This is a genomic window from Kitasatospora sp. NPDC008050, from assembly GCF_042957465.1.
Taxonomy (GTDB): Bacteria; Actinomycetota; Actinomycetes; order Streptomycetales; family Streptomycetaceae; genus Kitasatospora.
This window is the reverse complement of record NZ_JBIBIJ010000006.1, coordinates 246279-264435: the sequence shown is the minus strand read 5'-3', so window position 1 is coordinate 264435 and position 18157 is coordinate 246279. Positions and strand designations below refer to the sequence as shown.

Genomic DNA, 18157 nt, shown 5'->3' with positions numbered 1-18157 from the left:
GCTCCTGGTGGACGTGGGCGACTCGGAACATGAGCTCAGAACTGCGGACGGGCGGGCGCCGGGCCCGGTGGCCGAGGGGGTGCGGCCGGCGGCCGAGGGGGTGCGGCCGGCGGCGGCCCGGCGGCGAGGAAGCGGTCGTCGAAGAGCGGGCGGTGACTGAGCACCTGGTACGGCAGCCGCAGCACCCCGGCCGCCTCGCCGAGGTCGCCGAACGCGCTCAGCGTCTGCTCCACCCAGCCGTAGTGGCCCGGCGGCAGCCCCTGCGCGTAGGTCTGCGGCAGCGGTTCCAGGTTGACCGCGGCGAGGTTGGCCAGCGCCGCCGCCCGCTCCGCCGCCGCCACCGGCAGCACCGCGGCCGGATCCGCCGGGCCGCCCAGCAGCCCGGCCAACAGGTTCGCCAACTCAAGGGTGGAGCCCGCCTGTTGCGGCTCGGCACCGGCCAGGGTGAGCCGCATCCGGTAGCCCGGTCGCACCGCGCGCTGCACCGCCTGCGCCAGGCACCCGGCGGCCGCGTGCGCCGCCGGGTCGGCCTGCCGGGCCAGCTGCCAGGTCGAGGCGGTGCGCGCGGGCGCCGCCAGTCGCTGGTACTCCTGGGCGTAGCGGGCCAGTTCGTCGAGTTCGGGCCGGGCCAGCTGCTGCGCGGCCAGCGCGACCGAGAGCACCGTACGCCCCGGCCGGCCGGCCAGCGCCGCCCAGAACGGCTCCCAACTGGCGCCCGGTCCTACGATGGTGTGGGCGAGCACGGCGTGGCTGCGGTCGGTGTCGGTCCGGCTCAGCGGCAGGGCGGTCAGCCGCTTGCGCAGCTCGACCACCGTCACCGCCTCGGGCCCGGCGCCGGCCGCCCCGCCGAACGGATCGAGCTCGGCCGGCAACTCGCCTTCCTCGGTGATCTCCTGGCCCACCACGTGCGGCGGCAGCTGCGCCAGCCGCCCCCGCAGCTCACCGGCCAGCGCCTGCGCCGCCTGCGGCGTGGCGCCCGCCGCCTGGCCGAGCAGCACACAGCGCAGCAGGCCGCGGCCCGGCTCGCTGACGTAGCGCAGGTCGAAGCGGACCGCCTCGCCGGGCCGGCACAGCCCGCCCAGCCAGGCGAGTTCGGCCGCCCCGGCCTGCCGCCGGCGCTCGTCCTCGGGCACGTCGGCGTAGCCGCGGTGGGCGTGCAGCGAGCGGGCCGGCGCCAGGCGCAGCCCGACCCAGGCCCAGCTGCCGGCCGCGGTGGTGTGCGACAGTACGCCCCGCGTCACGACTGCGTCGGCTCGCCGGTGCTCCACCCGCCCCCGATGGTCGGCGGCCCCTGCGGCTGCTCCGGCCCGGGCGCGGGCGCGACGGGTCCGGGCGCGACGGGGCCCGGCACGACCGGCCCGGCCGCGACGGGGCCGGGCACCGGTGCCGGGCCGGCGGCCGTCGCCCGGTCCAGGAAGGGCGCCGGAGCCGGCGCGGCGGGCGCCACCGGCGCCGTCGTCCGCGCGTGCTCCACCTGCGGCGCGCGGCCGCCGCCGAAGCCGAACTGCTCCGGCACGTCTTCGCGTTCGATCGCGGTCACCAGCCCCTCCCGGCAGACCGCGTGCACCGCCTCGCGCATCGCCCGCACGTTCTCGGTGCGCAGCATCGCCCAGGCCAGGTCGGCCTGCCCGAAGACGCTGCCGAGCGAGTCCCCGACGAAGCGCGCGATCAGCCGCCAGCCGCGCCGGGTGCGCCACATCTGCCACCCGAGGTACAGGCTGTCGCCGTACCGGAAGACCGAGATGACCGCCTCGCAGTCGCCGTTGCTCAGCGCGAGCCGCCCGTTGGACTGCTGGGCGCCGTAACCGGTCTTCAGGCGCCGGTAGTTGACGCCGAGCGGGAAGGCCCGCCGGGCCACCACGCCGCAGATCTTGTGGTAGGTCGACTGCACGTCCTGCTCGCTGCGGTTCTCCAGCAGCACCCGCCACTCGCCGATCGGCTCGGTGAGCTTCGCGCAGAAGAGCACCAGCAGGAATATCACCGGCACGTCGAAGATCACCAGCAGCGCGAAGCCGCCGATCGAGGAGTCACTGCTGTTCCCGTACGGACCTGGATCGGAACTGCCGGACAACGACATGATGAGGAAAGGAAGTTGGACCAGCAGCGCGACCCAGGAGATCAGTGCCGCGCGCAGCCAGAGCTGGAGTACCGTCCGCCCGGACACCCGGTCGTCCAGCGCCGCTTCGACCTGCTCGTGCCGCAGCGTCTTGTCCAGGTACGCGGCGTTGCCGTCGCCCCCGGCCCAGCCGGGTACCGGCAGCGCGTTTCCGTGTGGCATGTGTCCCCCGATGCGACAGACCGTCAACTGCGCTGAGCATCGTGGCATATGGCTGCCGATGCTGTCACCTGCGGTGACCGCCTCGGCGAGCGGGGTGACCGGAACGTTGCCGGTCCTCGGCCACCCCGTTGCCAACGGGCCGTCAGCGCTGTCGACGGGCCGTCAGCGCCCGGCAGGTCGTCAGCGCCCGGCCAGCAGCGCCGGCAGCTCCGCGATCGAGCCCAGCACGTGCGTGGCGCCGTCCGCCCGCAGCCGCTCGGCCCGGTGCGCGCCGGTCAGCACGCCCGCCACCACGCTCGCGCCGGCCCGGGTGCCGGTGAGCATGTCGTAGCCGGTGTCGCCGACCACCGCGACCTGCCGCACCGAGTCGGTCTCCGTGCGCAGCAGCGCGGTGAGCGCCAGGTCGGGGAACGGACGGCCGCGGCCCGCGTCGGCCGGGCAGAGCGTCAGGTCGGCGATCTCCTGCCAGCCGAGCGCCGCCAGGATCCGGTCCTGGGTGGCCCGGGAGAAGCCGGTGGTGAGGACCACCTTGCGGCCCTGGGCGCGCAGTTCGGCGATCGCCTCGGCCGCGCCCGGCAGTGCGGCGCAGTGCCCGGCGTCGACCAGGTCGTGGTAGGCCTGCTCGAAGGCGGCGTTGGCCCGCTGGGCCTTCTCCTCCTCGCCGAACAGGTGGCGGAAGACCGAGATCTTGGACTCGCCCATGGTGGTCCGGACGTATCCGAGCATCTCCTGGTGCTCGTCGCTGCCGGCCACCACGCCCAGCGCGCCGGCCGCGGCCGCGAAGGCCCGCTCGACCAGGCCGTCGTCCGCCACGGTGGTGCCGGCCATGTCGAGCACGACCAGGCGGATGGCCTCAGCGGTGTTGTCAGTCGTCATCAGTGCTGTTCCTTACAGGTTGATCTGGTCGGCGGTGGTCTCGGCGATCGCGGGGGAGCAGGTCATGCCGCGCCCACCGGGCCCGGTGACCAGCCAGACGCCCTCGCGCACCTGCTGGCGGTGGACCACCCGGCCGGTGTCGGTGCACTGCGCGTACACCCCGGCCCAGCGGCGGCGGATCCGCGGCAGCGGGCGGCCGAGCAGCTCCTCGGCGACGGCGGTCAGGTGCTCGTAGGGCTCCTCGACCACGTCGAAGTTGAACGGGTGCTCGTACTCGTGGGTGTCGCCGATGGTCAGTCCGCCGTCCTTGCGCTGCACCACCAGCAGCTGCATCTTGTGCTCGGCGGCCACCGGCGGCTGCGGCTGCGCCTCCTGCAGGCCACTGAGCGCGCTGCCGGCGTAGGCGGGGTAGTAGCGGAAGCTGTCGGCGTCGGCGACGGCCGTGGTCAGCTCCTCGCCCAGCGGGTCGGTCTGCATCATCTGCAGCCGGACCCGGCGCACCGGCAGGTCGGGGACCAGCTCGCGGACCAGGCCGCCCAGCCAGGCACCGGTGCACAGCACCACGACGTCGCCGGCGTGCACCTGGCCGTGGTCGTCGCGAACCGCGCTCTCGCCGATCACCTCACGCACCTCGCGCCCGGGCAGGAAGGTGTAGCGGCCGCTGGCCAGCAGCGCCTCGCGCAGCGCGGGCTGCGCGGTGCGCGGTTCGACGGCGCCGTCGCGCTCGCAGTGCAGGGCGCCCAGCAGCTTGCCGCGCAGGGCGGGGTTGAGCGCCCGCGTTTGGGCCTCGTCGAGCAGCCGGTAGCCGCGCTGCTCGGCGTCCGGCAGGGTCAGCGCCTGCTCGGCGACGGCGAGTTCGGCCTCGGTGCGGACCACGGTGAGCGATCCGGCCGGCCGGAAGCCGAGCGCCGGCACCCGCTCGCCGATCCGCTCCCACAGCTCGCGGGCGCGCAGCGCGGTCGCCAGCTCCTCGCCACCGGCACGGCCACCGACCCACACCAGGCCGAAGTTGCGTACCGAGGCACCGCGGGCCTCGGCTTCACGCTCGATGTGGACCACCTCGTGGCCGCGCTCGACGGCCTGCCAGGCGTGCATCGTGCCGAGTACGCCTGCTCCAACGACTATGACTCTCATGGCGTCCAGCCTGCGTGGCCCAGGTGGCCAAGAGGTGGCCGACTCGCCACGAGAGAGCGAATAGTTATCAAGTTGTACAGCCAACCCATGCCCAAATGGGCAAAAGTTGTACAGCCAACTTAAGGGGCAGGGCAGGCAGGGAACCGGTAGCGCGCCGCCGCCCCGCCCTCGACGCCCCCATACGAAGGAGCCGGGCCCGGACGCGAAGGAGCCGGGCCCGGACGCCATGCGCCCGAACCCGGCTCCCGCGGTCGAAAACCGGCGTTACGCCCCGGCCCCCAGGACCGGCCCCAGCGCCCCGCCCCGCAGCTTGTCCACCAGCGGTGCCGCCCGCCGCGCGAGCGGCGCCAGCACCAGCGCGGCCACCGTGCCGACCAGCGCGCCCACCACCACGTCGTGCGGGTAGTGCACGCCCACCCAGACCCGGGAGGCCGCCATCAGCGCGGCGAAGAGCAGCGCGACCCAGCCGAGCCGGCGGAACGCGAACCAGAGCGCGACGGCCGCGGCGAACGCGATCACCGAGTGGTTGCTCGGGAACGACCAGTCGCCGGGCGCGGGGCAGGTCTCCAGCGTCACGGTGCTGGGCAGCTGCTGGCACGGCCGGACCTCGTCCACCATGCTCTTGAGCACCGAGTTGACCAGATAGGCGACGACCACGATGAGCGGCGAGGCGAGCACCCGGGCCATCACCACCGAGTCCGCGCGCCGGGCCTGCCACCAGGCCCCGATCATGAAGACCGCGAAGAGCCCGAGCCCCAGCGCCGACCAGGTCTTGATCACCTGGTCGAGCCAGTGCGGCGCGTGCTGCGCCCAGCCGGTCACGGTGCTGTAGAAACCGCCGTCGATGGTGCTGCCGTCATAGGCGAGCAGAGCCGCCGCCATCAGACATCGCCCCGCTCACGGGGACTGGCGGGCTTGCGGGCCTCGCGGCGGGCACGGAGCAATTCAAGGGCAATCGGGATCACAGAGACAACTACTACCAGACCGATGATCGGGAGGAGGTAATGGTCGATATTGGGCACCGAGGATCCGAGGCCGTAGCCGGCCACCACCACGCCGACGCTCCACACCGCGCCGCCGAGCACCTGCCACAGTGTGAAGGTCCGCACCGGCACCTCCAGCACGCCGGCCAGCGGGTTGAGCACGGTGCGCACCACGGGGATGAACCGGGCCAGCACGATCGCCTTGCCGTAGCCGTACTTGGCCAGCAGCTCCTCGGCCCGCGCGACGCCCTTGTGCAGCGCCTTGGCCCGGGACTTGGCGAGCAGCGCCCGCCCGCCGCGGCGGCCGATCAGGTAGCCCGTCTGGGCCCCGGCCAGCGCGCCGACCAGCGCCGCCAGGATCACCTGCCAGAGCACCAGGTGCGGCCCGCTGTGGGTGCCGGAGACGCAGAGCAGTCCGGCGGTGAAGAGCAGCGAGTCGCCGGGCAGGAAGAACCCGACCAGCAGGCCGGTCTCCGCGAAGAGCACCACGGCGATGCCGAGCGCTCCGAAGGCGGCGAGCAGCGATGAGGCGTCGAGCACATTCACCGCTTGCAGGGTGGAGGCAGAAAGCACGTTCGGCGGACCTCTCATACTGGTCGAGGCGGTCCTGCGGAACGCGCCCCGACCGTCTACAGTGACGTAGACGGTCTACATGACTGTAGACGATGACTGGAGGTCACGTCGATATGCCCGAAGTGCCCGCCGCCCGCCGCTCCTCCGGGGAGCTCGAAGCCCAGGTCCTCACGGCCCTCTGGGCCGCCGAGCAGCCCCTCACCCCGCACGACGTGCAGACGGCCCTCGGCGGTGAACTGGCCCGCACCACGATCGCCACGATCCTGGCCCGGCTGCACGAGAAGGGCACCGTCGGACGCACCAGGGCCGGCCGCGCCTACGCCTACACCCCGACCGTCCAGGACCCGGCCGGCCTCGCCGCCCGCCGGATGCGCACCGAGCTCGACCGCGAGCAGGACCGCTCCACGGTGCTGGCCCGCTTCGTCTCCGACCTCTCGGCGGACGACGAGCGGCTGCTGCGCGAGCTCCTCGGCGAGAGCGACGGCGCCGGGCTGACCGAGGGTGCCGGACTGACCGACGGCGCCGGGCTGACCGAGGGTGCCGGACTGACCGACGGCGCCGGTCTGACCGACAGCGGCGAGCAGGCCGACGGCGGTGGGCGGACCATGGGCGGTGTCCGATGATCCTCGCGGTCTGGCTCCCCTTCCTGCTGCCCTTCGCCGTCCCCTTCCTCGCCGCCCCGGCCGCCCGCCGCCTGGCCGACGCGCTGCCCCCGCGCGCCGCCTCCTGGGTGCTGAGCGCCACCGGGGCCGTGCTGGCCGTCGCCAGCGCCGCCTCGCTCGGCCTGCTCGCGCTCGCGGGGCTGCTGCGGCTGCCGCCGATCGCGGCCCTCGGCCACCTCTCGCTGCCCTGGCTCGACCGTGCCTCGCCCGCCGCCCTCTTCCTCGCCGCACCGGCCGCCGCCGCGCTGCTGGTCGCCGGCGGGCTGACCCTGCGCACCGCGCACCGCCAGTACACCGACCTGCGCCGGGCCCGCACCGACCTCGCCGGCGACCCGGACGCCGGCGCGCCGTCCGCCCCCGCCGCCCCGCTCACCCTCGCCACGCTGCGCGCCCTGCTCAGCCCCGCCTCGCACCACCCCCTCAGCGTCCTGACCGACGACCGCGCCGACGCCTACGCGCTGCCCGGCCGACTCGGCCGACCGGGCCGGATCGTGGTCACCACCGGCATGCTGCGGGCGCTGAGCGCCCCCGAGCGGGCCGCCCTGCTCGCCCACGAACGAGCGCACCTGCACGGCCGCCACCACCTGCTGCTGGCCGCCGCCGAGTACGCCGCCGTGCTCCATCCGGCGCTCGGCCAGCTGCGCGCGCCGCTCGGCTTCCACCTGGAGCGCTGGGCCGACGAGTCCGCCGCCACCGCGGTCGGCGACCGGGCGCTGACCGCCCGGGCGGTGGGCCGGGCCGCCCTGGCCGCCGCCCGCAGCCCGCGCCCGGCACGCCCCCTGCTGGCCCCGGCCGCCGCCGCGGGGCCGGTCCCCCGCCGGGTCGCCGCCTTGCTCGCCCCGCCCGCCCCCGCGCGCCCGCGCCGCCGCGCGCGCACCGGCACCCGCCGCCTGGCGACCGCCGGCCTGCTGCTCGGCTGCTGCCTCGCGGTCAGCACGGCCGCCACCATGACGGCCACCCACGACCTGCACCGCACCGTCGAGCGCGCCCAGCAGCAGGACGAGCAGACCCCGAACACCGTCCCGGCTCCCGAACCCGGCAGCGGATCACGCTAGGGCTGTCGTCGAACCCCCTTCGTTCGCCCGTAGGGCGGCTTGGCGGCAGGGGGTTCGACGACAGGCCCGAGGGCTCGTCCGGGCGCGTCCCGGCCCTTCGCTCCCCCGCGCCACCCCGTCCGCTCCCCCGCGCCACCCCACCCCCGTCCCGGCTCCGCCCGAGGGGGCGTCAACCCGGCCTTCTCGTGCGAGGATCGCTCGACCGACCGGCTCCCGGCACCCGTACGCTGTGGGCGACAGGGCTTGCCCGGCCCTGCTCCGGCCGAGCGGGACCGGATATGCGGCGAGGGGAGCCACCATGCGGGACACGGCACACCGGGACACGTCGCACGGCGACGCGGCCCACCTGGGCCGATCCGACGAGTTCGCCCTCCGCACCCCGGCCGAGCAGGCCAGAACGCACGAGCAGGCGATGCTCGGCGAGATCCCGCGCCAAGCGGCACGCCCCGAGATCGGCGACTCCTGGGAGCGCCTGCGCCGCCTCGGCCTGGACCCCGAGCGCGGCCGCGACCCCGAGCACCTGAGCACCGCCGAGATCGAGCACCGCCGCCGGGCCAGCGGCCTGGACGCGGTGATGCCCACGCTGCGCGGCACCCTGCTCGACCCCGTCGCCGACCTGCCGCTGATCCTCGCCGTCGCCGACGCCCAGGGCACCCTGCTCTGGCACGAAGGACCGCGTCAACTGCGCCGCAGCGGTGACCTGATCGGCTTCATGACCGGCGGCCGCTGGGACGAGGAGGCGGTCGGCACCAACGGGATCGGCACCGTGGCGCGCACCGGGCGCCCGCTGCGGGTGCACTCCACCGAGCACTACGTCCGCAACCAGCACGCCTGGACCTGCGTCGGCGCCCCCGTCCGCGACCCGCGCACCGGCCGGGTGGCCGGCGTGGTCGACCTCAGCGGCCCCGCCCGTGGCGTCCACCCGCAGCTGCTCGCGCTCGCCGTCACCGCCGCCCGGCTGGCCGAGACCGAGCTGCGCGCCGCCCAGTTGGAGTCGCTGCACCGGCTGCGCACGGTGGCGGCGCCGGTGCTGGCCCAGGCCGCCGGGCCGGCCCTGGTGGTCGACCGGGACGGCTGGACGGCCGCCGCCGCGGGCCTGCCGCCGGTCAACCGGCTGCGCCTGCCCGCCGAGGGCTGGGCCTCCGCCCCGATCCACTGGCTGCCCTCGCTCGGCGAGTGCGCGGTCGAACCGCTGGCCGACGGCTGGCTCATCCGCCCGCTCACCAGCTCACCGCAGGCGGTCTCCGAACAGGCGGTGGGGGCCCGGCTGGTGCTCGACCTGAGCAACACCGCCCGCCCGGAGGTCTCGGTGCGCGGCGGTGTCGGCAACTGGTCGCACACGCTCAGTCCGCGGCACGCCGAGCTGCTCCTGCTGCTGGCCACCCACCAGAGCGGCCGGACGGCGGCCCAGTTGGCCGAGGGGCTGTTCGGCGACGCGTCCCGGGTGGTCACCGTCCGGGCCGAACTCTCCCGGCTGCGCCGCTACCTGGGCGGCGTGCTGGAGCACCGGCCCTACCGGTTCGCCGAGTCGGTACAGGTGGAGGTGGTCCACCCGGCCGACTCGTACCAGCTGCTGCCCGCCTCCTCGGCGCCCGGCATCCGCCGGCTGCGCGCGCTGCTGGACAGCGGTTCGGCGCTGCTGCCCGGCTGTCGGATCGCCAACCCGGTCGGCCCTCAGGGCGGCATGACGGGCAGTCAGGTGCCGAGCCCCAGACGCCCGGCCGGCGCCCTGGAACCCAGCACCTGACCGGGCCGTTCGGGGGCCGGCGGGTCAGCAGTCGCCGAACAGGAACGCCGTCAACTGCTCGTCCGTCGGCGCGCAGTCCGGCTCGGCGCCCTCGGGCACCTCGGCGTAGGTGCGCTCCAGCCACTCCCGCACCCGCGGTGCGGAGGCCTCCAGCAGCGCGCTCCCGTAAGGGGATTCGAGCGCCAGGTGCAGGGTCGCGCCGTGGCAGGGGCAGTGCGCGGGCCACAGTCGCACATCGCCCTGACCGGTCAGACCGATCAGGCCGTCGCGCAGCAGCTCGCGGGAGAAGACCCAGTCGACCTCGTCGGGGCGTCCCAGGTGGAAGGTGACCAGCACCTCGTAGGGCCGCGCCGGCTCGTAGCGGAACCGGGTGGGGACGGTGCCCACCTTGTCCCGGCCCAGCGCGATGCGCAGGGTGAGGATCTCCTCCACCGGCGAGGCCGGGCGGAACGGCAGCTGATGCCGGGCGGCTTGGGTAGCGGGGTAGGCGGCTTGGTACGGGGCTCCGCCGCTGGCGGACAGTGGATCGCGCGGCATGGCTGTTCTCCGGGGGGAGGCGGGACCGGCCCAGCCTGCTCCGCCGCCGTCGCGCGCCGCAAAGGTTGCAGGGGGTTGCAACGTGCGACCGGCATCCCGTTGCCCGGCCCGCCCGACCTCCGGCCACCCGACTGTCCGACGGTACGTCAACTTCCTGTGCATCACGTCCCACCACACGCCGCGGGCCCGTTACCGGGCAGCTCACACCGGGTATCCGAACCGGTGGGACTGGGCCCGTCACCCACCGCCGTCGCGCTGGTACTCTCGTCACTCCGCCGATCCGGGTGGCCTGCACAGGGGGTGACGGCCACCGGCGACGGAGGAGTCCACTGACAGTCCCTACGGACGGCCAGGGCCGGTCGGTTCAGTGCGGCCGTACCGGAGCGAACTGGAGCGGGGCAGCGGCAGTCGGCCGGGGAGGCCGGCTGGGGAGGAGAGGAGTCCGGTGACGCACCGGGAAGGCACCCCTGCGGCGGCGCGGCGCACCGACGAGCACCCGCCGCTGCCACACGGTCGGCACAGCCGGCCCAAGCCGCTGGGCGGCCAGTTCCGGCTGCCCGCGATCAGGGTCTCCGGCGCCGCGATGGCGATGTCCACCGTGGTCGGCATCAGCATCGCCACCACCTGGTTGATCAGCAGTCAGCAGCGGATCGGGTACGGCGTGCGGATGTCCACCGTCGGCGCCACCCCCACCGGTCCCGGTACCGGTACCGGGACGCCTGAGCCGGCGGCCGTGCCGCTCGCGGGCAGCGGGGCCGGACCGGCCACCACGGGCCCGGCCGGCGCCGCCCCGGGTGGTACCGACTCGACGGGCGCGAAGCCGACCGGTACCGGCGCCCCGGTCGTCGGCCCGACCGGCCGCGCCGTCGCCGGGCCGACGAGCGGCCCCGCGCTCGGCCCCATGGCCGGTCCGACCGGCGCGGTGCCGCTGAGCGGGGTCACCGCGAGCGCTGTGCCGAGCAACCCCGCGCCCGTCGCGGGTGCCCCGATCGCCCCGGCGTACTCGCCCGCGCCCACGCCCTCCGGGGCGGGCGCCGGACCCCTGAACGCTCCTGTCAGCCCGCAGGCGCTGGCGACACCCCAGTCGCCCCAGGCCTCGCAGTCGCCCCAGGCTTCGCAGCCTTCCCATGCCTCGTCCGGTTCCGCCCTGTCCGGTTCCGCCCAGTCCGGTCCCGCGTCCGGTTCCGCCCCGGCCACCAGCGCGCCGCACACCGCCCGCCCCAACGCCACCACCACCGGCGCCGATGCGGCCGACCAGCCCGTCCCCCCGGTCACCGTGCCGCCCGCGCGCACCCCTCCCGCGCCGCTGACGCCGACCTCCCCCGCCCGCCCGCTGATCCCGGCGCCGCGCCCCGCCCCGGACCCGACGGCCACCGACGGCATCACGCCCGTCACCGACGCACCCGACACCGGCACCCCCGCCGGCCCGGCCCCCAGCGACCAGGCCCCCGCCGACCAGGCCCCCGCCCTCACCGGCCAGGGCAGCACCGCCGTCCTCCCCGGCGGCGCCCGCACCCACACCGTGACCCTCACCGTCACCGAGGAGCTCACCGCCACCGAGGTCGAACTGCGCCTGGACCGCGCCGACGCGGGCCCGGCCGCCCTCGCCTGGAGCACCCTCCCCGGCGCCCGGGTGACGCTGCTCCAGCGCGGCTCCGCCGTGATCTACCGCTTCGCCCCGCCACCCGGCGCGGACGTCGCCCCGGGCAGCTACACCTTCACCGTGCAGGACACCCCCGCCGGCCCGGCCGGCCCAACTGCCGCCACCGGCCGCCTGGTCGCCGGCGGCTGGACGGCCTCCGGCTTCGCCCTGGACGACCCCCGCGCGGTGGCCGCCCTCGGCACCTTCAGCCCGAGCGCCCCGCCCGGCCGTAGCGCCCCGCCCGCCGGCCGAACTGCCCCGGCGGCCTCCCCCACCGGCACCCCGGCAGCCCTGTCCCGCACCCTCGTCGGCGCCTCCCCCGGGCGCTGACCCCTCCCTGACCTCCCCTTGGTTAGGCTGGCCCTGCACCGGCGCACCGGGGCGCATCGAGCGCGCAGCTCGTGCCCCTCGCGCCGGGCATCGGGACGTCCCGTACGCCCCGTCGTGCTCGCCCAGTTGAGGAGGATCACGTGGCCACGGCCCTGTCCCAAGGCGCGAACGCGCCGCTGACCGCAGTCCGGGTGCGCATCGAGGTGACCGCCCGTCAGCGCCTGGACGTGTCGGGCCTGCTGATCACCAAGGCCGGCAAGGTCCGTTCGGATGCGGACCTGGTCTTCTACAACGCGCCGCGCGGTCCGGGCGTCACCCACAACCCGTCCGGCGGCTCGCTGCCGGACGCGATCACCGTGGACACCTGGGCGGTGCCCTCGGACGTCGCCACCGTCGTGATCACCGCCAGCCTGGACGAGCAGGGCGCCACCTTCGCGGGCATCGAGCCCACCGCCACGATCCTGGACGCCGACACCGGCCGCGTGCTGGCCACCTTCGCCCCGCCCCGGCTGGGCCGCGAGACCGCCCTGGTGCTGGTCGAGGTCTACCGGCGCGGCGCGGAGTGGAAGATCCGCGCGGTCGGCCAGGGCTACGCCAACGGACTGGCCGGGATCGCCTCCGACTTCGGCGTCTCGATCACCGACGCGGTCCCCGTCACGCCGCCCGGAGCGCCCGCGCCTGCGGTGCCCGACTACGCCCCGCCGGCCTCCTCCCCCGCCCACGTCCCCCCGATGCCGGACTACACGCCCGCCGCCCCGCGCGTCACCCTCGACAAGGGCCGGGTCTCCCTGGTCAAGGGCGGCTCCGTCTCCCTGGTCAAGGGCGGGCACGCGCTGCTGAGTTCGGTCCGGATGGCGCTGGGCTGGCAGCCCGCCCGCCGTGGCCGCAACATCGACCTGGACGCCTCCTGCATCGCCTTCGACGCCCGGCGCGAACGCCTGGAGACCGTCTGGTTCATGAAGCTCAACGTCTTCAACGGCGCGATCCAGCACACCGGCGACAACCTCACCGGCGGCGGCTCCGGCGACGACGAGGCCATCGACGTCCACCTCGACGGCCTGCCGCCCGAGGTCGTCGGCCTGGCCTTCGTGGTCAACTCCTTCTCCGGCCAGCGCTTCACCGACGTCCGCGACGCCTACTGCCGCCTGCTCGACGTCACCACCGGCGAGGAGCTGGTCCGCTTCGACCTGACCAACGCCGAGCCCCACACCGGCGTCGTCATGTGCAAGCTGGTCCGCCAGCTCTCCGGTGAGTGGGTGATGACCGCCCTCGGCGAGTACGTGGACGCCAAAACCGCCCGTGGCATGGTCAAACCCGCCGCCGCCCTGCTCTGAGCCCTCGCGCCCGCCGCCTCGCGGCGAGCGAGGCACTCCGTCGCCCCGGCCAGCGGCCCGCCCCGCCGCCCACGCAGGTGTGGGCGGCGGGGCGGGCCAATTCTCTCGGGGAGGTCGCACTCGACGGGCGGTGCCCGGAGCTCGATCGGCTGGACAGCGCCCTCCTCGACACCCCACCGCTCTGCTAGCCTGGGCCCTCCGCAGGACCCGGACCGACCCAGGAGGTGAGACCCATTACCGCTGTCGCAGGCTGGGTGCTCTCCCCGCGCGGTCCATCGTCGGTCGAATAAGCAACTTCGGCCTTCCAGACGACGGTCGCGAGAGCCCCTTCGGTTGTCCCCGAAAGGCGTCTCACCGCTCTCATGTCGCTCTCCCGTTCCACTGCCGCCTCCGCTCCGCTGTCCCACTCGGCTGTCATCAGCAGGCTGCGCGCCGCCGGCTGCGTCTTCGCCGAGGACGAGGCCGAGCTGATCCTCGAAACCGCCACCACCGCCGAGCAGCTCGCCGCCATGGTCGAGCAGCGCGTCCAGGGCCTCCCGCTGGAGCACGTGCTCGGCTGGGCCTCCTTCCACGGGCTGCGGATCGGCGTCGGCCCCGGCGTCTTCGTACCCCGTCGGCGCACCGAGTTCCTGGTCGACATCGCGGGCACCCTCACCTCGCCCGGCGCCCTGGTGGTCGACCTGTGCTGCGGCGCGGGCGCGCTCGGCGCGGCCCTGGCGGCGGCCGTCGGCGCCGCACCGCAGCCCGTCGAGCTGCACGCCGCCGACATCGACCCGGCTGCGGTGGCCTTCGCCCGGCGCAACATCCCGTCCGCCGTCGGGCAGGTCTACCAGGGCGACCTCTTCGAGCCGCTGCCCACCGCCCTGCGCGGCCGGATCGACACGCTGCTCGCCAACGTCCCCTACGTGCCGACCGACGCGATCGAGCTGCTGCCCGCCGAGGCCCGGGTGCACGAGGCCCGCGTCGCGCTGGACGGCGGTGCGGACGGCCTGGACGTGCTGCGCCGGGTGGCAGCGGCCGCACCGCACTGGCTGGCGCCGGGCGGACACCTGCTCTTCGAGACCAGCGAGCACCAGGTCCCGCACGCCGTCGACATCGTGACGCGTGCCGGTCTGACGGCGGAGGTCCGGACGGACGAGGAGATAGACGCCACCGTGGTGGTCGCGACCAACTGAGCTGCCGTCACCCGGTTTCGGCGGCGGCCATGACCTCGGCCACCCGGTCACGCCAGCCCACCCGGCCCGCCTGGTCCGCCTGGTCGTCGCCCTCGCTCCCGCACGCCTCCGCTGCCGCCTCAGTACGACAGGTCCCGCACCGGACCTCACCGCTGACCGGCCGGAACGGTCGCTCGCAGCCCGAACAGCCCACCAGCTCGACCACGGTGGGCTGTTCGGGCATCTTCTCGATCAGCCGATAGCGCAGCACTCCGTACGGGCTCTTCAGGGGCTGCGGCAGTCCGTCGCTGATGCCATGCCGCAGCGACGCCGGACTCACGCCCCTGAGCAGCCACTCGACGGCCAGCGGCAGCAGTCGTCGCAACTCGCGCCTGCCCAGGACGAGGCGCGGATCGGACAGCCGCAACGAACGCAGCACCCGCTCGGCCTCCGCCTCGGCCTCGCTCAGCACTTCGGGTTCGAGCGGGACCGGGAGGGGGGAAGTGTTCTCCTCTGTCAGTGTTACTCCCGAAGGGAGGTCGGTGCCGTCCGACGACGCTGCGGGCTGGCCGCCCCCTCGCCCTCCGGCACCCGGTCCGCCTCGCCGCTCACCTCGCCGCTCGTCCTCCTCGTCGAAGTGCGCGGCGAACATCCGTTCCGCATCGCCCTCGTCCACCGGGACGTTGGAGATCATCGACTCGGTCCGCACCTGGCCGCCCCGGCAGCGCCAGCGCGTGGAGTGCAGCAGTCCGGCGCGCGCGAGCTGCTTGCGCGCCCGGTCGACGGTGATCCGGCCGCTGCTCAGACCGGCGGCCAGCTCGGTGACGGTGGTGGCGCGGGCCTTGGCGGGCGGCAGGGCGAGAGCCCTTACCAGCAACCGGAAGGCGGTGTCTGACAGATCGTCATTCCAGATCTGCTCGTTCGAGATCTGCGTGAAGTCGCGCACGGGCGCGATAACATGCCTAAGCATCCTGGTGGCCTCTATCTCAGTCCACTGGCGGTGAAGAGCCCGGCCTGGTGCTGCTAACACCTGCCGGGCTCGCCCTTTTCCCTTCCAGGGAAGCCGCCCTTTTGCGGCCACGGTATCCACACACCCCGTGCCCGTCCAGCCACGTTCCGCAACTGATCACTCTTGCTGACTTACCGTCAGATCCAGTTCGCACCAGAGCGTTTTCCCTGACGGCGGCCGCGCCACCGAACCCCACCGGTCCACCAACGCGTCCACCAGCAACAGCCCGCGCCCGGCCTCCGCACCGTACTCCGGAGCACTCGGCAGCTGCGGCATCCGCTCACCGCGCGAGTCCGAGACCTCGATGCGCAGCACCGTCGCGAGGCCGGGACACGGGCCGAGCAGCATGTGCAACTGGAAGTCCCGACCCCGAACGTGACCGTGCGTCACGGCATTTGAGGCCAGCTCGGAGACGATCAGCGCGACGTCGTGGTACAGCTCCTCGGCCGGACTCCAGCCCCAGAAAGTCAGCTGCCGCCCGGCCGCGAGCCGGGCCTGCCACGCCCCTCGTCTCGACGAGACGAACTGCCAGCCGGCGCAGAGCGAGGTCAAGGACGATTGGGCAAGGGTGATTTCGGTCGTCATGTCACCGAGCGTGGCGGTTGAAGCGTACGCTGACCAGAGTGAGATCCGGTACGGAGCGTACGGGTACCAGCGCGGAGGGTTGCCAGTATGACCCTTCGACCGTTACCGGATGCGGGCACGCAGCACATGGGTGGTGGTCGTGATGACGGTAGCGGATCAGTCAGCAAACCCAGAGCTGCCGGAGCAGCGGCCGGAGGCCCCGGACGATCCGGACGACAGCTCGGAGTTCTTCCGCGCGATCGGCAAACAGCTCAAACTCCTGCGCGAGCGCCAGGGGTTGACCCAGAGAGAAGTAGCACAAATCCTGGGCTACAGCGAGGACCTGGTCTCATCGCTGGAGCGCGGTCGGCGAGTGCCGCAGAAGGACTACCTGCGGGCCGTGGACAAGCTCCTCAAGGCCGGCGGGATCATGACCGTCACCGAGGAGGAACTGGAGAAAGCGCAGCAGAAGGCGAAGATCCGGCATCCGTCGTGGTTCCGCGACTACGCGCTGCTGGAGGCCCAGGCGGTGGAGCGGCACGAGTACAGCACTCATGACCTGCCTGGCCTCCTCCAGACAGAAGAGCACGCCCGAGCAGTGTTCTCCGCGCGCAGACCGCTGCTCGCCGAAGCAGTCATCGAGGAACGGGTCCAGGCGCGGATGGCGCGCCAGAAGCTTCTCGAAGGCTGGCCGCTCCCCGATGCAAGCTGGATCATCGAGGAGTCAGTAGTACGTCGCCCGTTCGGCGGACGGGATGTGCACCGACGCCAATTGGAGAAGCTGCTCCGGGTAGGCCGCACGCGAAGCCTGGAGATCCAGGTGATGCCGACCGATCGTCCCGAACACGCGGGCATGAGCGGCCCGTTCGTCCTCCTCACGCCCAAGGGCAAGCCTCAGCTGGCCTACGTCGAGGTACAGGCCTTCAGCCATCTGACCAAAGATCCAGAAGAGGTCCGTATCCTGGCTGCACAGTACGGCAGCCTCAGGGCCTTGGCGCTCACGCCGTCCGAGTCCCTGGCTCTGATCGAGAAGATCCTGGGAGAACTATGAGCGCCACGGCACTCGCCTGGTTCAAGAGCAGTTACAGCAACGATGAGGGCGGCAACTGCATCGAGATCGCCTGGACCAAGAGCACCCACAGTGGCGACGAGGGCGGAGCCTGCATCGAAGTCGCCACCACCCCCACCTGCCCCCACGTCCACGTCCGCGACTCCAAGGACAAGGCCGGCCCCCAACTGACCTTCTCCCCCACCACCTGGTCCGCCTTCCTCACCCTCGCCACCACCCTCTGACGGCACCCCACCCCCACCGAAGTGCCCGCCGCCCCGACCCGGCGGGCACTTCGTGCGTGCCGCCCGACCGACCAGACCGCCTCTGCGAGGAACTCCGCCGCACGACATCTTCACCAGAGCAGGCCGGTTCGTCCCGCCACCTCAGCCCCGTTCGCACCGCTCCACACCCCCGTCCCCGTCGGGCACCGGCCGCCCCACCCCGAACGAACGCTGCGCCCGTTCCGTCACCGCTTTCCCGTTCTCTCAACTACCTCACCTTGACCGCACCGCCTCACTCTCGGGAATATCGACGTGCTCCCAACAGCGAGGGAAGGGAATGCCGGTGAAGCTGACTGTCGTTCGCATCCCGGCCGCACTGATCCGGAGGTACGCCAGTGAGCATCTCGCGTGACGACTTCGAAAGGCTGTTCTCCGATTTCCAAGGCGAGGCATTCCGCCTGGAAACCTTGGACGACTACACTGGCTCGTCAAACCCCGAGAGCCTCCGCGCCTTCTTCGCGGGCGAACCCCAACCGGCCGACTACAACCAGGGCTGGGCTGACGAGGTCCACGCCAACGCCCGTGCCGGCAAACGCATGTACCGCGTCCACATCCTGCGCCGCCCGCTGACCCCGTACCTCCGGTTCGAACTCGGCTGGGGCTACGTCAAGAACAGTGCAGCTGGTGAGGAGTTCTTCATCCTCGACACGACGGAGCAGTCCAACCCGCTCGAAGGCGTCCCGGACTTCTGGGCCTTCGACGAGACCAGCGTGGTCACCATGGCCTACGCTCCCGACGGATCGTTCAAGGGCGCCGACCTGCAACCAGACGCCCTTGAGTGGCTGAAGTACCGCGACACTGCCCTCCAGCATGCAGTGCCCTTCTCCGAGTGGTGGGAGCGGTACGGCCGCGAGTGAAAAAGCACGGCACCCCCAGCTGCATCATCTGCGGCGCCTCTGATGCCCCGCACCTCGGAGAAATCCGCACCACCCGGGTCGCGGAGGGTG

Annotated in this window: 17 protein-coding genes and 1 pseudogene; 9 read left to right on the top strand and 9 right to left on the bottom strand. The window is 73.6% G+C overall.

What is annotated here, in order from left to right; translation table 11 throughout:
* Positions 1-35 precede the first annotated feature (35 nt).
* From ACFZB9_RS15025 to ACFZB9_RS15000, 6 genes are all read right to left on the bottom strand, one after another.
* Positions 36-1241 carry a hypothetical protein gene (locus ACFZB9_RS15025; RefSeq protein ID WP_391447125.1) on the bottom strand — a complete coding sequence of 402 codons (1206 nt, stop codon included), beginning with the start codon at positions 1239-1241 and terminating at the stop codon, positions 36-38.
* Positions 1238-2278, bottom strand: a complete 1041-nt coding sequence (locus ACFZB9_RS15020) for a hypothetical protein (protein WP_391447123.1) — start codon at positions 2276-2278, stop codon at positions 1238-1240. The genes ACFZB9_RS15025 and ACFZB9_RS15020 overlap by 4 nt, the downstream gene beginning before the upstream one ends.
* 180 nt (positions 2279-2458) lie before the next feature.
* Positions 2459-3154, bottom strand: coding sequence for a phosphonatase-like hydrolase (locus ACFZB9_RS15015; protein ID WP_391447122.1), 696 nt, complete (start codon positions 3152-3154; stop codon positions 2459-2461).
* 12 nt (positions 3155-3166) lie between these two features.
* A complete protein-coding gene (locus tag ACFZB9_RS15010; protein ID WP_391447121.1) occupies positions 3167-4288 on the bottom strand; it encodes a TIGR03364 family FAD-dependent oxidoreductase in 1122 nt (373 codons plus the stop codon).
* Between the two features lie 264 nt (positions 4289-4552).
* Complete coding sequence (locus tag ACFZB9_RS15005) at positions 4553-5170, bottom strand: phosphatase PAP2 family protein (RefSeq protein WP_391447120.1); 618 nt, start codon at positions 5168-5170, stop codon at positions 4553-4555.
* Complete coding sequence (locus tag ACFZB9_RS15000; RefSeq protein ID WP_391447118.1) at positions 5170-5862, bottom strand: DedA family protein; 693 nt, start codon at positions 5860-5862, stop codon at positions 5170-5172. Before ACFZB9_RS15000 ends, ACFZB9_RS15005 begins: the two co-directional genes overlap by 1 nt.
* Before the next feature lie 95 nt (positions 5863-5957).
* Between ACFZB9_RS15000 and ACFZB9_RS14995 the strand changes: the two are divergent.
* The 3 genes and pseudogenes from ACFZB9_RS14995 to ACFZB9_RS14985 form a co-directional block, all read left to right on the top strand.
* Positions 5958-6329, top strand: a pseudogene (locus tag ACFZB9_RS14995) (BlaI/MecI/CopY family transcriptional regulator); the annotation flags it as partial.
* Between the two features lie 134 nt (positions 6330-6463).
* The gene (locus ACFZB9_RS14990; protein ID WP_391447116.1) at positions 6464-7561 is read left to right on the top strand and encodes a M48 family metalloprotease; all 1098 of its coding nucleotides are present in this window, start codon (positions 6464-6466) and stop codon (positions 7559-7561) included.
* A 298-nt stretch (positions 7562-7859) separates the two neighbouring features.
* Positions 7860-9308 carry a GAF domain-containing protein gene (locus tag ACFZB9_RS14985; RefSeq protein ID WP_391447115.1) on the top strand — a complete coding sequence of 483 codons (1449 nt, stop codon included), beginning with the start codon at positions 7860-7862 and terminating at the stop codon, positions 9306-9308.
* Between the two features lie 24 nt (positions 9309-9332).
* Here the strand turns inward: ACFZB9_RS14985 and ACFZB9_RS14980 are convergent, their stop codons facing one another.
* A complete protein-coding gene (locus ACFZB9_RS14980) occupies positions 9333-9845 on the bottom strand; it encodes an SsgA family sporulation/cell division regulator (RefSeq protein ID WP_391447113.1) in 513 nt (170 codons plus the stop codon).
* A gap of 445 nt (positions 9846-10290) precedes the next feature.
* On the opposite strand from ACFZB9_RS14980, the gene ACFZB9_RS14975 reads away from it, so the two are divergent.
* The 3 genes from ACFZB9_RS14975 to ACFZB9_RS14965 all read left to right on the top strand — a co-directional run bounded on the left by ACFZB9_RS14975 (position 10291) and on the right by ACFZB9_RS14965 (position 14326).
* Entirely contained in the window at positions 10291-11817 is a 1527-nt protein-coding gene (locus ACFZB9_RS14975) for a hypothetical protein (RefSeq protein ID WP_391447112.1), read from the top strand.
* Positions 11818-11969: 152 nt separating this feature from the next.
* On the top strand, positions 11970-13151 hold the full coding sequence (locus ACFZB9_RS14970; protein ID WP_391447401.1) for a TerD family protein: 1182 nt from the start codon (positions 11970-11972) through the stop codon (positions 13149-13151).
* Positions 13152-13513: 362 nt separating this feature from the next.
* Positions 13514-14326 carry a putative protein N(5)-glutamine methyltransferase gene (locus ACFZB9_RS14965; protein WP_391447110.1) on the top strand — a complete coding sequence of 271 codons (813 nt, stop codon included), beginning with the start codon at positions 13514-13516 and terminating at the stop codon, positions 14324-14326.
* Between the two features lie 7 nt (positions 14327-14333).
* On the opposite strand, the gene ACFZB9_RS14960 is transcribed toward ACFZB9_RS14965, so the two are convergent.
* Positions 14334-15251, bottom strand: a complete 918-nt coding sequence (locus ACFZB9_RS14960; protein ID WP_391447108.1) for a hypothetical protein — start codon at positions 15249-15251, stop codon at positions 14334-14336.
* Positions 15252-15431: 180 nt separating this feature from the next.
* Positions 15432-15899 (bottom strand): ATP-binding protein, encoded by a 468-nt coding sequence (locus ACFZB9_RS14955; RefSeq protein ID WP_391447106.1) that lies wholly within the window; start codon positions 15897-15899, stop codon positions 15432-15434.
* Between the two features lie 109 nt (positions 15900-16008).
* On the opposite strand from ACFZB9_RS14955, the gene ACFZB9_RS14950 reads away from it, so the two are divergent.
* The 3 genes from ACFZB9_RS14950 to ACFZB9_RS14940 all read left to right on the top strand — a co-directional run bounded on the left by ACFZB9_RS14950 (position 16009) and on the right by ACFZB9_RS14940 (position 18067).
* Positions 16009-16929, top strand: coding sequence for a Scr1 family TA system antitoxin-like transcriptional regulator (locus tag ACFZB9_RS14950; RefSeq protein WP_391447104.1), 921 nt, complete (start codon positions 16009-16011; stop codon positions 16927-16929).
* Complete coding sequence (locus ACFZB9_RS14945) at positions 16926-17171, top strand: DUF397 domain-containing protein (protein ID WP_391447102.1); 246 nt, start codon at positions 16926-16928, stop codon at positions 17169-17171. Before ACFZB9_RS14950 ends, ACFZB9_RS14945 begins: the two co-directional genes overlap by 4 nt.
* 374 nt (positions 17172-17545) lie before the next feature.
* Positions 17546-18067 (top strand): DUF6879 family protein, encoded by a 522-nt coding sequence (locus ACFZB9_RS14940; protein WP_391447100.1) that lies wholly within the window; start codon positions 17546-17548, stop codon positions 18065-18067.
* Positions 18068-18157 lie beyond the last annotated feature (90 nt).

Bases quoted from the DNA above. Each gene is read 5' to 3' on its own strand.
- ACFZB9_RS15020 (WP_391447123.1), bottom strand. From the start codon at position 2,278: ATGCCACACGGAAACGCGCTGCCGGTACCCGGCTGGGCCGGGGGCGAC.
- ACFZB9_RS15015 (WP_391447122.1), bottom strand. From the start codon at position 3,154: ATGACGACTGACAACACCGCTGAGGCCATCCGCCTGGTCGTGCTCGAC.
- ACFZB9_RS15010 (WP_391447121.1), bottom strand. From the start codon at position 4,288: ATGAGAGTCATAGTCGTTGGAGCAGGCGTACTCGGCACGATGCACGCC.
- ACFZB9_RS15005 (WP_391447120.1), bottom strand. From the start codon at position 5,170: ATGGCGGCGGCTCTGCTCGCCTATGACGGCAGCACCATCGACGGCGGT.
- ACFZB9_RS15000 (WP_391447118.1), bottom strand. From the start codon at position 5,862: ATGAGAGGTCCGCCGAACGTGCTTTCTGCCTCCACCCTGCAAGCGGTG.
- ACFZB9_RS14990 (WP_391447116.1), top strand. From the start codon at position 6,464: ATGATCCTCGCGGTCTGGCTCCCCTTCCTGCTGCCCTTCGCCGTCCCC.
- ACFZB9_RS14985 (WP_391447115.1), top strand. From the start codon at position 7,860: ATGCGGGACACGGCACACCGGGACACGTCGCACGGCGACGCGGCCCAC.
- ACFZB9_RS14980 (WP_391447113.1), bottom strand. From the start codon at position 9,845: ATGCCGCGCGATCCACTGTCCGCCAGCGGCGGAGCCCCGTACCAAGCC.
- ACFZB9_RS14965 (WP_391447110.1), top strand. From the start codon at position 13,514: ATGTCGCTCTCCCGTTCCACTGCCGCCTCCGCTCCGCTGTCCCACTCG.
- ACFZB9_RS14955 (WP_391447106.1), bottom strand. From the start codon at position 15,899: ATGACGACCGAAATCACCCTTGCCCAATCGTCCTTGACCTCGCTCTGC.
- ACFZB9_RS14950 (WP_391447104.1), top strand. From the start codon at position 16,009: ATGCGGGCACGCAGCACATGGGTGGTGGTCGTGATGACGGTAGCGGAT.
- ACFZB9_RS14945 (WP_391447102.1), top strand. From the start codon at position 16,926: ATGAGCGCCACGGCACTCGCCTGGTTCAAGAGCAGTTACAGCAACGAT.